Annotated in this window: 10 protein-coding genes and 5 tRNA genes; 10 read left to right on the forward strand and 5 right to left on the reverse strand. The window is 65.0% G+C overall.

Annotated features, from left to right (window positions below; genetic code table 11):
* The first annotated feature begins 30 nt into the window (after positions 1-30).
* Positions 31-351 carry a ComEA family DNA-binding protein gene (locus ACYJSS_RS22965; RefSeq protein ID WP_236205374.1) on the forward strand — a complete coding sequence of 107 codons (321 nt, stop codon included), beginning with the start codon at positions 31-33 and terminating at the stop codon, positions 349-351.
* Positions 352-554: 203 nt separating this feature from the next.
* Here the strand turns inward: ACYJSS_RS22965 and ACYJSS_RS22970 are convergent.
* Positions 555-630 (reverse strand) — tRNA-Asn (locus ACYJSS_RS22970).
* A gap of 69 nt (positions 631-699) precedes the next feature.
* Positions 700-1,896, reverse strand: a complete 1,197-nt coding sequence (locus tag ACYJSS_RS22975) for an amino acid aminotransferase (protein WP_111259449.1) — start codon at positions 1,894-1,896, stop codon at positions 700-702.
* A 187-nt stretch (positions 1,897-2,083) separates the two neighbouring features.
* Between ACYJSS_RS22975 and uvrB the strand changes: the two genes are divergently transcribed.
* Positions 2,084-4,099 carry an excinuclease ABC subunit UvrB gene (gene uvrB, locus ACYJSS_RS22980; protein WP_111259448.1) on the forward strand — a complete coding sequence of 672 codons (2,016 nt, stop codon included), beginning with the start codon at positions 2,084-2,086 and terminating at the stop codon, positions 4,097-4,099.
* 48 nt (positions 4,100-4,147) lie between these two features.
* Here uvrB and ACYJSS_RS22985 read toward each other — a convergent pair whose 3' ends face one another.
* The 3 genes from ACYJSS_RS22985 to ACYJSS_RS22995 are packed head-to-tail and all read right to left on the reverse strand — an operon-like array spanning position 4,148 to position 7,682.
* Positions 4,148-5,047 carry an EamA family transporter gene (locus tag ACYJSS_RS22985; protein ID WP_111259447.1) on the reverse strand — a complete coding sequence of 300 codons (900 nt, stop codon included), beginning with the start codon at positions 5,045-5,047 and terminating at the stop codon, positions 4,148-4,150.
* 44 nt (positions 5,048-5,091) lie between these two features.
* Positions 5,092-6,642, reverse strand: a complete 1,551-nt coding sequence (locus ACYJSS_RS22990; RefSeq protein ID WP_111259446.1) for an MDR family MFS transporter — start codon at positions 6,640-6,642, stop codon at positions 5,092-5,094.
* A 2-nt stretch (positions 6,643-6,644) separates the two neighbouring features.
* Entirely contained in the window at positions 6,645-7,682 is a 1,038-nt protein-coding gene (locus ACYJSS_RS22995; protein WP_111259445.1) for an HlyD family secretion protein, read from the reverse strand.
* 104 nt (positions 7,683-7,786) lie between these two features.
* Between ACYJSS_RS22995 and ACYJSS_RS23000 the strand changes: the two genes are divergently transcribed.
* The 8 genes from ACYJSS_RS23000 to ACYJSS_RS23035 all read left to right on the forward strand — a co-directional run bounded on the left by ACYJSS_RS23000 (position 7,787) and on the right by ACYJSS_RS23035 (position 12,494).
* A complete protein-coding gene (locus tag ACYJSS_RS23000) occupies positions 7,787-8,707 on the forward strand; it encodes a LysR family transcriptional regulator (RefSeq protein ID WP_236205373.1) in 921 nt (306 codons plus the stop codon).
* 25 nt (positions 8,708-8,732) lie between these two features.
* Positions 8,733-10,217 carry a glutamate--tRNA ligase gene (gene gltX, locus ACYJSS_RS23005; RefSeq protein ID WP_111259444.1) on the forward strand — a complete coding sequence of 495 codons (1,485 nt, stop codon included), beginning with the start codon at positions 8,733-8,735 and terminating at the stop codon, positions 10,215-10,217.
* 246 nt (positions 10,218-10,463) lie between these two features.
* Positions 10,464-10,539, forward strand: a tRNA-Ala gene (locus tag ACYJSS_RS23010).
* 45 nt (positions 10,540-10,584) lie between these two features.
* Positions 10,585-10,660: transfer RNA gene (locus tag ACYJSS_RS23015), tRNA-Glu, on the forward strand.
* A 49-nt stretch (positions 10,661-10,709) separates the two neighbouring features.
* A tRNA-Ala gene (locus tag ACYJSS_RS23020) sits at positions 10,710-10,785 on the forward strand.
* 67 nt (positions 10,786-10,852) lie between these two features.
* Positions 10,853-10,928 (forward strand) — tRNA-Glu (locus ACYJSS_RS23025).
* 188 nt (positions 10,929-11,116) lie between these two features.
* Complete coding sequence (locus ACYJSS_RS23030; RefSeq protein WP_111259443.1) at positions 11,117-11,656, forward strand: TetR/AcrR family transcriptional regulator; 540 nt, start codon at positions 11,117-11,119, stop codon at positions 11,654-11,656.
* A 10-nt stretch (positions 11,657-11,666) separates the two neighbouring features.
* Positions 11,667-12,494 carry an alpha/beta fold hydrolase gene (locus tag ACYJSS_RS23035; RefSeq protein WP_111259442.1) on the forward strand — a complete coding sequence of 276 codons (828 nt, stop codon included), beginning with the start codon at positions 11,667-11,669 and terminating at the stop codon, positions 12,492-12,494.
* Positions 12,495-12,704: the final 210 nt, after the last annotated feature.

Genomic DNA, 12,704 nt, shown 5'->3' on the forward strand with positions numbered 1-12,704 from the left:
CCGCTTTAAGCTAGTTACATGGAGAGAACAATGACTCTGATACGGATCCTACCCCTGCTTCTTATGCTGTTTGGTTTCACCGGTGTTGCTGTCGCGGTGGAGGCTCCACCAAAAAGCGATGCTTCCGCTGCTGTGGCTCACAAGGCTGCAGCAGGCAAGATCAATATCAACAAGGCAGATGCCGTTGCGTTGCAGGAGGGCATGATTGGGGTTGGCGAGATGAAGGCCAAGGCAATCGCCGCCTACCGTGAAGCCAACGGTGCTTTTACTTCGATCGATGACCTGCTTCAAGTGAAAGGGATCGGTGCGAAGACCCTGGAAGCCAACCGTGATCGACTCAGTATCGACTGACTCGAGTAACCAGAAGAGACCGGCTTAGGCCGGTCTTTTTGTTTCTGCTGTGGCGGATGGAGTGGTAGCCGAGGCTCGACGGCAAAGCCGAACGCGCTTCAGCGCGGTCCCGAAGGTCCCGAACAACCGGGGACGAAGCCCCTGCTGAGAGTCCGGGTGCTTAAACAAAAAAGCCCCCGGCATGTGCCGAGGGCTTTTGAATTTGGCTCCGCGACCTGGACTCGAACCAGGGACCCAATGATTAACAGTCATTTGCTCTACCGACTGAGCTATCGCGGAACAACGACGCGTATCCTACTGATTAAGAAGGAGAAGTCAAGCACCTGGCTTGAGCTTCTCCCGCTTTTTTCACAGTACCTGGGTGATGGCGCGGGTCACGCTTTCCAGGTTGCCGTTGTTCAGTGCTGCGACGCAGATGCGCCCGGTGCTGACGGCGTAGATGCCGAACTCGTTCTTCAGGCGCTCGACCTGCTCGGCGGTGAGGCCGGAGTAGGAGAACATGCCGCGCTGGCGGGCGACGAAGCTGAAGTCGCGCTTGGCGCCGAAGGCGGCCAGTTGCTCGACCATCGCCAGGCGCATGCTGCGGATGCGCTGGCGCATCTCGCCCAGTTCCTCTTCCCACAGGGCACGTAGTTCGGGGCTGTTGAGCACCGATGCCACTACCGTGGCGCCGTGGGTCGGCGGGTTGGAGTAGTTGGTACGGATCACGCGCTTGGCTTGCGACAGCACTCGGCTGGCTTCGTCGCTTGAGCCGGTGACGATGGACAGGGCGCCAACGCGCTCGCCGTAAAGCGAGAACGACTTGGAGAAGGAGCTGGAGACGAAGAAGTTCAGGCCGGATTGTGCGAACAGGCGCACCGCTTCCGCGTCTTCTTCTATGCCGTCACCGAAGCCCTGGTAGGCGATATCGAGGAAGGGAACGTGCTCACGCTCGCGCAACACTTCCAGTGCGGCTTTCCAGTCATCAAGGTTCAGATCGACGCCCGTCGGGTTGTGGCAACAGGCGTGCATCACGACGATCGAACGAGGAGGAAGGGCCTTGAGGTCTTCGAGCATGCCGGCACGATTCACGCCATGGGTGGCGGCGTCGTAGTAGCGATAGTTCTGCACCGGGAAACCGGCGGACTCGAACAGCGCCCGGTGGTTTTCCCAGCTCGGGTCGCTGATGGCGACAACGGCGTCAGGCAGCAAGCGCTTGAGGAAGTCGGCGCCGGTCTTCAGGGCCCCGGTGCCCCCGACCGCCTGGGTGGTGATGACGCGGCCGTCCGCGATCAGCGCCGAGTCGGCACCGAACAGCAGCTTCTGCACGGCCTGGTCATAGGCGGCGATGCCTTCGATCGGCAGGTAGCCACGCGGTGCGTGGGCTTCGATGCGGGCCTTCTCGGCCTCGGCAACGGCGCGCAGCAGCGGGATACGGCCCTGTTCGTTGTAGTAGACGCCCACGCCAAGGTTGACCTTGGTCGGGCGGGGATCGGCGTTGAATGCTTCGTTAAGGCCCAGGATCGGGTCGCGCGGAGCCATTTCGACGGCAGAAAACAGACTCATGATGCGGCTGCTCGAGAGGAGGGGAAGTTGGAGGCCTGGCAACCCCGCGAGCATCGTGCATTGGGGTTGCGCAATCGGGCCGGTATTATAGCGGCCAAGGTCGCGTGCGGCGACATCGTACGCTAGCTTTTCGCCTGGTTTGACGCTGCCCGCGGGCGGGTGTCACATCCTTTTGCCGAGGTCAGACATGTCAGAGTTTCAACTTGTCACCCGCTTCCAGCCGGCCGGCGACCAACCTGAGGCCATCCGTCAGTTGGTCGAGGGCCTGGAAGCCGGTCTGTCGCACCAGACGCTGCTGGGGGTGACCGGTTCGGGCAAGACCTTCAGCATCGCCAATGTCATCTCCCAGGTGCAGCGTCCGACGCTCGTGCTGGCGCCGAACAAGACGCTCGCCGCCCAGCTCTATGGCGAGTTCAAGGCATTCTTCCCGAACAACTCCGTCGAGTATTTCGTCTCCTATTACGACTATTACCAGCCCGAGGCCTACGTACCGTCCTCGGACACCTATATCGAGAAGGACGCATCGATAAACGACCACATCGAGCAGATGCGCCTGTCTGCGACCAAGGCCCTGCTGGAGCGTTCCGACGCCATCATCGTCGCCACGGTTTCGTCGATCTACGGCCTGGGCGACCCCCAGTCGTACCTGCGCATGGTTCTGCACCTGGACCGGGGCGACAAGATCGACCAGCGTGCGCTGCTGCGCCGCTTGGCCGACCTCCAGTACACCCGCAACGACATGGACTTCGCCCGCGCCACCTTCCGTGTCAGGGGCGATGTGATCGACATCTTCCCGGCGGAATCCGATCTGGAGGCGATCCGCGTCGAATTGTTCGACGACGAGGTGGAGAGTCTTTCCGCCTTCGATCCCCTGACCGGCGAGGTGATCCGCAAGCTGCCGCGCTTCACCTTCTACCCCAAGAGCCACTACGTGACGCCGCGTGAGGTGATCCTCGGTGCGGTGGAGAAGATCAAGGAGGAGCTCAAGGAGCGCCTCGACTACCTGCGCAGCAACAACAAGCTCGTGGAAGCCCAGCGCCTGGAGCAGCGCACCCGTTTCGACCTGGAGATGATCCTCGAACTGGGCTATTGCAACGGCATCGAGAACTACTCCCGCTATCTTTCCGGTCGTGAGCCCGGCCAGGCGCCGCCCACCCTCTACGACTACCTGCCGGCGAACTCGCTGTTGGTGATCGACGAATCGCACGTCAGCGTTCCGCAGGTCGGGGCGATGTTCAAGGGCGACCGTTCGCGCAAGGAAAACCTGGTGGAGTACGGCTTCCGCCTGCCGTCGGCGCTGGACAACCGGCCCATGCGCTTCGACGAATGGGAGGCGGTCAGCCCGCAGACCATCTTCGTTTCCGCGACGCCTGGGCCCTACGAGGCCGAGCATGCCGGGCGCGTCGTCGAGCAGGTGGTGCGTCCGACCGGCCTGGTGGACCCGGAGATCGAGGTGCGTCCGGCCACGACGCAAGTCGACGACCTGCTGTCGGAGATCCGCAAGCGTGTCGCCGTCGAACAGCGCGTGCTGGTCACCACCCTGACCAAGCGCATGGCCGAGGACCTCACCGACTACCTGTCCGACCATGACGTTCGGGTGCGCTACCTGCACTCGGACATCGACACGGTGGAGCGGGTGGAGATCATCCGTGACCTGCGCATCGGCGCTTTCGACGTGCTGGTGGGCATCAACCTGCTGCGCGAGGGCCTGGATATGCCCGAGGTTTCGCTGGTGGCCATCCTCGACGCCGACAAAGAGGGCTTCCTGCGTTCCGAGCGCTCGCTGATCCAGACCATCGGTCGGGCCGCGCGCAACCTGCATGGCAAGGCCATCCTCTACGCCGACAACGTCACCGGCTCGATGCAGCGCGCCATCGACGAGACCGAGCGTCGCCGCAACAAGCAGATCGCCTTCAACGAAGCCAACGGCATCGTCCCCAAGGGCGTGCAGAAGGACGTCCAGGACATTCTCGAAGGTGCCACCGTGCCGGGCTCGCGCAGCAACAAGCGCAAGGCGATGGCCAAGGCGGCGGAGGAAAACGCCCGCTACGAGGCGGAGCTGCGCTCGCCGAGCGAGATCACCAAGCGCATCCGCCAGATGGAAGAGAAGATGTACCAGTTGGCCCGCGACCTGGAGTTCGAGGCCGCCGCGCAGCTGCGTGACGAGATCCAGAAGCTCCGTGACAGGCTGCTGCAGGTGTGAATGGAAAGGGCGCCATCAGGCGCCCTTTTTACATCACGACGTCGTTTTTCAGCGGCGTCCGAAGATGATCATCATCACCCCGCCCAGGGTTGCCAGGCAGGCCAGCAGCGCCGTGACGCTCAGGCGCTCGTCGAGGATCAGGTAGCCCAACAGGAGCGCGACCACCGGGTTGACGAAGGCGAAGGTCGATACCAGGCTCGGGCGCACTTCGCGCAGCAGCCAGAAGTAGGCGGGGTAGACGCCGAGACTCACCGGCAGCACCAGGTAGGCCAGCCACAGCCAGCCGCCCGGGGACAGGTGCCCCAGCTCGAAGCCCTGCCAGTCTCCGCGCCACAGGCCGAAGCCGGCCAGCAGCGCGGTGCCCACCAGCATCTGCATGGCCAGCCCCATCCAGCTGGAGCGGAACGGCCCGCGCTTGCGCAGCAGCCAGGCGCCGACGGCCCAGAGCAATGTGGCCGTCACCACCAGCGCGCCGGCGAACCACTGCTCGAAACCCGGGTTCTCGCCCAGGCCGTTGCCCATCAACAGCAGGATGCCGCCGCTGGCCACCGCCAACCCGCAGAGCACCCAGAGTGGCGGGCGCTCGTCCAGCAGCCATTCCAGTGCCACGCTCCACAGTGGCAGCGTGGTGTAGAGCATCGCCAGCATGCCGGTCGGCAGGTACTGGTTGGCATAGATCAGTGCGCCCTGGCCGACGGCGATCAGCATCACCCCGCCGATGAAAGCGCTGCCCAGGTCGCTGCGCTGCACCTTGGCCTGGCCACGCAACAGCACCCAGGCGAGGGCCAGCAGGCCGGCGAAGAGGAAGCGCAGCGTGGCGATGACGAACGGTGGCTGCTCGCGCAGGAGGAAGTGATTGGCCAGGTAGGTGGTGCCCCAGCCGATGTAGATGAGGGCGAAGGCGCCGACGAGGAGGAGGGCGCGGGTTCTCGGGTTGATGCTGGACATGCGAGGCCTGAGGCGGAACGCGCCGCTCCAGGCGGTGCGCGGGGTTAGTGAGCGGCGCCGCCGGTGGCGCCAGCGGGCAGGGAACGGGTCAGCAGCACGGCGATCATGCTGATGCCGAGTGCGATGCCGATGAAATGGAAGGCGTCATTGTACGCCATGATCGCTGCCTGCTGATGGGCGATCTCGCTGAGCTTGGCCAGTGCCGCCTGGTCGCTGCCGAGCTTCTCGCCAAGCAGGGCCAGGCGCTCGGCCACCTGCGGGTTGCTCGGTACCAGGGACTCGCGCAGGTAGTCGAAATACACCTTGGCGCGGCTATCCAGCAGGGTGGCGAGCAGGGCGATGCCGATGGCGCCACCGAGGTTGCGCAGGATGTTGAACAGGCTGGACGCCGAACCCGCGTCCTGCGGCAGGATGTAGGCCGTGGCGATCAGCGAGATGGTCACCATCACCAGGGGCTGGCCCAGGGCGCGGATGATCTGGATCTGGTTGAACTGCGGGCCAGCGAAATCCGGGTTGAGCACCCCGGAGGCGAAGCTGGCGGCGCCGAACAGGCCGAAGCCCAGGGCGCAGAGCAGCTTCGGCGAGATGATCTTCATCAGCTTGGGCACCAGCGGGATGAGGAACAGCTGCGGCACGCCCATCCACATGATCACCTCGCCGATCTGCAGCGCGTTGTAGCCCTGGATCTGCGCCAGGTACAGCGGCAGCACGTAGATCGAGCCGTAGAGCCCCATGCCCAGGCCGACGCTGGAGATGCTCGACAGGCCGAAGTTGCGGTTCTTGAGGATGCCCAGGTTGATCAGCGGGTTGGGCCGCGAGGTCTGCAGGATGACGAAGAGGACCAGGCTCACCAGGGCGATGCTGCCCAAACCGACGATCAGCTGCGATTCCAGCCAGTCCTTGCGATGGCCTTCTTCGAGGAACACCTGCAGGCAGCCCAGGCCCAGGCCGAGGGTGAGGATGCCGGCGTAGTCCGTGCTCTTCAGCAGTTCCCAGTGAGGCGCCTTCTTCTCCAGGCCGTACATCAGCCCGGCGATCATCAGCAGGCCTGGCGGCACGTTGATGTAGAAGATGTATTCCCAGCCGAAGTTCTCCGTCAGCCAGCCGCCCAGGGTCGGGCCGATCGAGGGCGCGAAGGTGGCGGTGATGGCGAACAGCGCCATGCCCTTGGCCCGGTGGTGCTCGGGCAGCTTGATCAGGGTCAGGGTGAAGGCCAGGGGGATCAGCGCGCCGCCGGTGAAGCCCTGCATGGCGCGGAACACGATCATGCTTTCAAGGCTCCAGGCCATGGAGCAGAGCAGGGAGGAGGCGAGGAAACCCAGGGAGACCCAGACCGCCAGGCGGCGTGCCGAGAGCACCTGCACCAGCCAGGCGGTGAGCGGGATCATGATGATCTCCGCCACCAGGTAGGACGTGGAGATCCACGAGCCTTCCTCCAGGGTGGCCGAAAGCGCGCCCTGGATGTCCTTCAGCGAGGAGTTGGTGATCTGGATGTCCAGCACTGCCATGAAGGCGCCGAGCATGGCGCTCATCACGGCGATCCAGTCGCGCCGGCTGGGCTCGCCGGTCGGGCGGATCAGGGCGTCACCGGCCACCGTCAGTCATCCAGCTTGATGGAGACTTTCACCAGCACCGACATGCCGGGGCGGATGCGGCCCTTGAGCGGGTTGTCGCGCTCGAAGGTCAGCTTCACCGGGATGCGCTGCACCACCTTGGTGAAGTTGCCGGTGGCGTTGTCCGGTGGCAGCAGGCTGAACTGGGCGCCGGAGGCGGCGAACAGACTCTCGACCTTCGCCTCGATGGGCGTATTGGGGAAGCTGTCGAACACCAGCTCGGCCTTTTGCCCTGGCTGCATATGCTCGATCTGGGTTTCCTTGAAGTTGGCCTGGACCCAGATGTCCTGGTCCGGGACCAGCGACATCAAGTGGGCGCCGACCTGCACGTACTGGCCGTTGCGCGCGGCGCGCTGGCCGACCATGCCGTCGATGGGGGCGCGGATTTCGGTACGGGTCAGGTTCAGCTCAGCCTGGGCGATATCGGCGCGGGCATTGGCGATCTGTGCCTCCAGGCGCTTCACGTCGGCACGCAGCGCATCGGTCTGCACGCGCTGGGCCTTGAGGTCGGCTTCGGCGCGGGCCACCTGGGAGCGGGCCACGCGGGAGTCGGCGGACAGTGTGGTGACGCGCTCTTCGGAGACATAGCCCGGTTTGCGCAGGGTCTGCGCGCGGGACAGGTCGATCTGGGTGCGGCCCAGGGTCGCCTGGCTGGCGGCAACGTCGGCCTCACTGGCGGCGATCATGCTGTCCTGCTGGGTGAGCTTGCTGCGCGACTGGGCCAGCTCCGCCTCGCGAGTGGCCAGGGTGGCCTGCGCGCGTTGCAGCGCCAGTTTGAAGTCCTCGGCCTCCAGGCGCACCAGCAGGTCGCCTTTCTTCACATGCTGGTTGTCGCCCACCAGCACTTCTTCTATACGCGCGCCGAGCTGGCTGGAGACCCGGGTGATCTCGCCCTGGACATAGGCGTTGTCAGTGGTTTCCAGGAAGCGCCCCACCAGCAGCCAGTGCAGGAAGAAACCGCCCACGACGAGGACCAGCAGGGCGATGAAAATGAACAGGCGACGTTGCAGTTTGGCAGGCATTCCAGAGGCTCGAAGTGCGGGCGGAAAGGCGGAAATCTAGCACTGTTCCAGTCAGGCAAATAGCCAGTACACTTCATAAACTTTGTTGCTTATGGGGAACAATAATGGGTCTGGATGACGCCCTGATCTTCACCCGTGTGGTGGAGTTGCACAGCTTCACCCAGGCCGCCCATAGCCTGGGCATGCAGAAATCCACCGTCAGTCGGCGCATCGCCTTGCTGGAAGAGCGCCTGGGCGTACGCCTGCTCAACCGCACGACGCGCAAGCTGCGGCTGACCGAGGTCGGCCAGGCCTATTACGAGCGTTGCCGGCAGATCATGGTCGACTTCGCCGAGGCCGAGCAGGCGGTCATGCAGTTGCAGCAGGAACCCTCCGGCCTGTTGCGCATCACCGCGCCCATCGAGTTCGGCCAGTTGTTCCTCGGCAGGGTGCTGGGCGACTTCATGAGCCAGTACCCGCAGATCACCGCCGAGGTGGAGATCACCTCGCGGGACGTGGACCCGCTGGAGGAGGGCGTCGACATCGCCATCATGGTCGGGCAGCCACAGGATTCCACCCTGATCGCCCGCAAGCTGTTCGAGAATGGCCGTCGTCTCTGCGCCAGCCCCGCCTACCTGGCGGCCCATGGCACGCCGCGCAATGTCCAGGCCCTGGCCGAGCACCGCGCCGTGCTCCTGCCCCATGACCCCCAGCGATACTGGCCGCTGCTCGATGAAAGCGTGCCCTGCCAGCGCGTGCTGCATTGCAACAACATCACCTTCGCCCGCGAGGCCGTGCTGGGCGGGGCGGGCATCGCCTCGCTGCCGCTGATGATCACCGAGGACGCGGTACGCCGTGGCGAGCTGGTCGAGCTGCTGCCCGGTGTGCAGCTGCCCAGCGGCGTGATCTACGCCGTCTATCCTTCCCGGCGCTTCCAGGCGATGAAGGTGAAGGCCTTCCTCGATTTCCTCATGGCCAGCCTGCCGATCGATCGCAGCCAGTGGCTGGAGCCCGCAGCTGCGCCCCTGCTAACATCGCGCCTTTGACCGTTCCTCCGTACCAGGACCCGCCATGACCACTGTCCGTACCCGCATCGCGCCGTCGCCCACTGGCGATCCGCACGTCGGCACCGCCTATATAGCCCTGTTCAACCTCTGCTTCGCCCGTCAGCACGGTGGCCAGTTCATCCTGCGCATCGAGGACACCGACCAGCTCCGCTCCACCCGCGAGTCGGAGCAGCAGATCTTCGACGCCCTGCGCTGGCTGGGCATCGAGTGGGACGAGGGCCCCGACGTCGGCGGTCCCCACGGTCCGTATCGGCAGAGCGAGCGCGGCGAGATCTACAAGAAGTACTCCCAGGAACTGGTGGACAAGGGCCACGCCTTCCCCTGCTTCTGCACCGCCGAGCGCCTGGACAAGCTGCGCGCCGAGCAGACCGAGCGCAAGGAAACCCCGCGCTACGACGGCCACTGCATCGACCTGAGCCGCGAAGAGGCGGACAAGCGCATCGCCGCCGGCGAGCCCCATGTCGTGCGCATGAAGATGCCCACCGAGGGCGTCTGCGTGGTGCCGGACATGCTCCGCGGCAATGTCGAGATCCCGTGGGATCGCATGGACATGCAGGTGCTGATGAAGACCGATGGCCTGCCGACCTACTTCCTCGCCAACGTGGTCGATGACCACCTCATGGGCATCACCCATGTGTTGCGCGGCGAAGAGTGGCTGCCCTCGGCGCCCAAGCTGATCAAGCTGTACGAGTACTTCGGCTGGGAGCAGCCGGTGCTCTGCTACATGCCGCTGCTGCGCAACCCGGACAAGAGCAAGCTCTCCAAGCGCAAGAACCCGACCTCCATCACCTTCTACGAGCGCATGGGCTACCTGCCCGAGGCGATGCTCAACTACCTCGGCCGCATGGGCTGGTCGATGCCGGACGAGCGCGAGAAGTTCTCCCTGGCGGAGATGATCGAGCACTTCGACCTGTCGCGCGTGTCCCTGGGGGGGCCGATCTTCGACCTGGAGAAGCTCTCCTGGCTCAACGGCCAGTGGATCCGCGAGCTGCCGGTGGAGCGTTTCGCCGCCGAGGTGCAGAAGTGGGCGCTCAATCCCGACTACCTGATGAAGATCGCCCCCCACGTGCAGGGCCGGGTCGAGACCTTCAGCCAGATCGCCCCGCTGGCTGGCTTCTTCTTCGCCGGCGCGCTGCCGCTGGACGCCAAGCTGTTCGAGCACAAGAAGCTGTCGCCCGACCAGGTTCGCCAGGTCATGCAACTGGTGCTGTGGAAGCTGGAATCACTGCGCCAGTGGGAGAAGGAGCGCATCACCGCCTGCATCCAGGCCGTCGCCGAACACCTGGAACTCAAGCTGCGTGACGTGATGCCCCTGATGTTCCCGGCCATCACCGGCCAGGCCAGCTCCGTCTCCGTGCTGGATGCCATGGAGGTACTCGGCGCCGACCTCACCCGCTTCCGCCTGCGCCAGGCGCTGGAGCTCCTGGGCGGTGCGTCGAAGAAGGAAACCAAGGAGTGGGAAAAGATCCGCGACGCCATTCCTGGCTGAGTGATCCCGCTTCCAGCAGGCCCGCCTCGTGCGGGCCTTTTCATCTCTTGGGAAGGGCAGCGGGTTGGCTCGGCGGCAGCGGAGCATGGGCGCTTCTCGCGGAATCCGGTAAGTGATTGTTCTTGCGATGAAAATTTTTCGATCCTGTGGAAAAATTTTGTTGACAGCCTTCAGGGGCGCCCTTAGTATGCGCCCCGTTCTCACGACGAACTCGAAAGCGACGTGAGATGTTCCAGCGTTGTTCGTGGGGCTATAGCTCAGCTGGGAGAGCGCTTGCATGGCATGCAAGAGGTCGACGGTTCGATCCCGTCTAGCTCCACCAAATTGCCGGGATTCGCAGCCATGGTTGCGGTTCCACGAAGGTTAAGTCCCCTTCGTCTAGTGGCCTAGGACACCGCCCTTTCACGGCGGTAACAGGGGTTCGAGTCCCCTAGGGGACGCCACTTTCCAGCAGCGACAGCCACAAGGCCGGTCGCGCACCGAGAAGGTTTCGGGGCTATAGCTCAGCTGGGAGAGCGCTTGCATGGCATGCAAGAGGTCGACGGTTCGATCCCGTCTAGCTCCACCAAATCAGATGCCCAGCGCATCGAATTAAGGCCAGCCGCAAGGCTGGCCTTGCTTTTCGAAGGTTCAAAGTCCCCTTCGTCTAGTGGCCTAGGACACCGCCCTTTCACGGCGGTAACAGGGGTTCGAGTCCCCTAGGGGACGCCACTTTTCCCGCTCTGCGGGGTTTTCAAGGGTCATTCCGTCATGGGGTGGCCCTTTTGTTTTTCCTCTTCCGCAACATCCGCCCACCCTCATTCACTTGCCTCCCGGCCCACGACGGGCGGCACGCGTATCGGCTTGCCAAATTGGATGACGGATATAATATTATATCCGTCATTCCACGGGAGGCCGTCATGAGCGACAAACGCACCCAGACACGCAAGCGCATCCTCGCCGAAGCGGGCAGGGCGCTGTTCGCCCGGGGGCCGCTGGAGCCTAGCGTCAGCGACGTGATGGCGGCGGCCGGGCTCACGGTGGGTGGTTTCTATACCCATTTCGACAGCAAGGAAGCCTTGATGGCGGAGGCGTTCGGTGAGCTGCTGCGGGAGCGGCGCCAGCAGATGCGCCAGCTCGATTCCGCACTGGCGCCACAGGACCGGCGCACCCTGGCGGCGGCCTTCTACCTCTCGCGCAGGCATCGCGACAGCACTGATCGTGGCTGCCCGCTTCCCGGTTCCCTCGGCGAAGTGGCGCGCAATGCCGAGCCCTATCAACTGATGCTGGCCGAGCACCTCGAACTGCTCGCTGCCGACCTGGCCGGTACGCCGGAGGATGGCGACAAGGCCCTGGCCGACATCGCCCTGATGGTGGGTGGCCTGGCCCTTGCCCGCGCCCTGGGAGCCGGCGAGTTGTCGGACCGGATACTGCGTGCCGCCCGTACGGCGGTGATCTAGGAGAAACGAGATGAACAGCCTGGACCTGCTTCGAGGATTCAACGCCACTGTCGGCCGGGTCGCGCCCCGGCACGTCGCCGACCGGGCCCGGCGGCGCTTCATGACGCCGCGCGACACCACGCCTCGCGATTGGGAGCTGCCCTGGCTCGAGCGCGCCGAGCGCATCACCCTGCGCTTCGGCCTTTCCGCCCTGCGCTGGGGCAGCGGCCCGACCGTGTTGCTGATGCACGGCTGGGAAGGACGCCCGACCCAGTTCGCCAGCCTGATCGACGCGCTGGTGCAGGCCGGCTACGGCGTGATCGCCCTCGATGCACCTGCTCACGGCCGTTCTCCGGGGCGCGAGGCGAACATCGTGCTCTTCGCCCGCGCGCTGCTCGAAGCCGCCGAGGACCTGCCGCCGCTGCACGGCGTGATCGGCCACTCCATGGGCGGTGCCAGCGCCATGCTGGCCATCCAGTTGGGGTTGCGGCCCCGGGCCCTGGTCACGGTGGCCGCCCCCAGCCGCATTCTCGGCATGCTGCGCGGCTTCGCCCGCTTCATCGGCTTGCCGCCCCGGGCGGGCGAGCAGTTCATCAAGCGGGTCGAGGATCACGCCGGCATCCCCGCTGCGGACCTCGACGTGCAGCACTACCGGCTCGGCATGCCCGGCCTGGTGGCTCATGCGGAGGATGATCCCCTGGTGCCCGCCGCCGAAGCCGGGCGTATCCACGAAGCCTGGTTCGGCAGCCAGCTGCTGCGCCTGGAGGGCGGTGGCCATCAGCGGGTGCTGGCGGACCCGCGCCTGGTGAAGGCGGTGTTGCAGCTGTTCGACGAAGTAGGCCTGCGCGCCAGCGCCTGAGCCTTTCCCATTGCACGGCGGGCTTGGCGACAGCCGCCGGGTGCAGGAAGATTCGCCTATGGAATGCGTCGGTGGCCCACCGCTGGTCGGTGACCTGCCGCCGATGCTGCGCTTCCAAGGTCCATGTCTGTTGCGCGCCACCGACGGCGGCCCGGGCATGGTCGCCGGGGCGAATCAAGTCCGGACCCGAGCGCGGGGCCGGAGGCACGA

This window comes from Pseudomonas sp. No.21 (genome assembly GCF_054558415.1).

Excerpts from the sequence above, each read along its gene's own strand:
- ACYJSS_RS22985 (WP_111259447.1), bottom strand. The coding sequence starts at position 5,047 with ATGTCCAGCATCAACCCGAGAACCCGCGCCCTCCTCCTCGTCGGCGCC.
- ACYJSS_RS22995 (WP_111259445.1), bottom strand. The coding sequence starts at position 7,682 with ATGCCTGCCAAACTGCAACGTCGCCTGTTCATTTTCATCGCCCTGCTG.
- gltX (WP_111259444.1), top strand. The coding sequence starts at position 8,733 with ATGACCACTGTCCGTACCCGCATCGCGCCGTCGCCCACTGGCGATCCG.
- ACYJSS_RS23035 (WP_111259442.1), top strand. The coding sequence starts at position 11,667 with ATGAACAGCCTGGACCTGCTTCGAGGATTCAACGCCACTGTCGGCCGG.
- ACYJSS_RS22975 (WP_111259449.1), bottom strand. The coding sequence starts at position 1,896 with ATGAGTCTGTTTTCTGCCGTCGAAATGGCTCCGCGCGACCCGATCCTG.
- uvrB (WP_111259448.1), top strand. The coding sequence starts at position 2,084 with ATGTCAGAGTTTCAACTTGTCACCCGCTTCCAGCCGGCCGGCGACCAA.
- ACYJSS_RS23030 (WP_111259443.1), top strand. The coding sequence starts at position 11,117 with ATGAGCGACAAACGCACCCAGACACGCAAGCGCATCCTCGCCGAAGCG.
- ACYJSS_RS22965 (WP_236205374.1), top strand. The coding sequence starts at position 31 with ATGACTCTGATACGGATCCTACCCCTGCTTCTTATGCTGTTTGGTTTC.
- ACYJSS_RS23000 (WP_236205373.1), top strand. The coding sequence starts at position 7,787 with ATGGGTCTGGATGACGCCCTGATCTTCACCCGTGTGGTGGAGTTGCAC.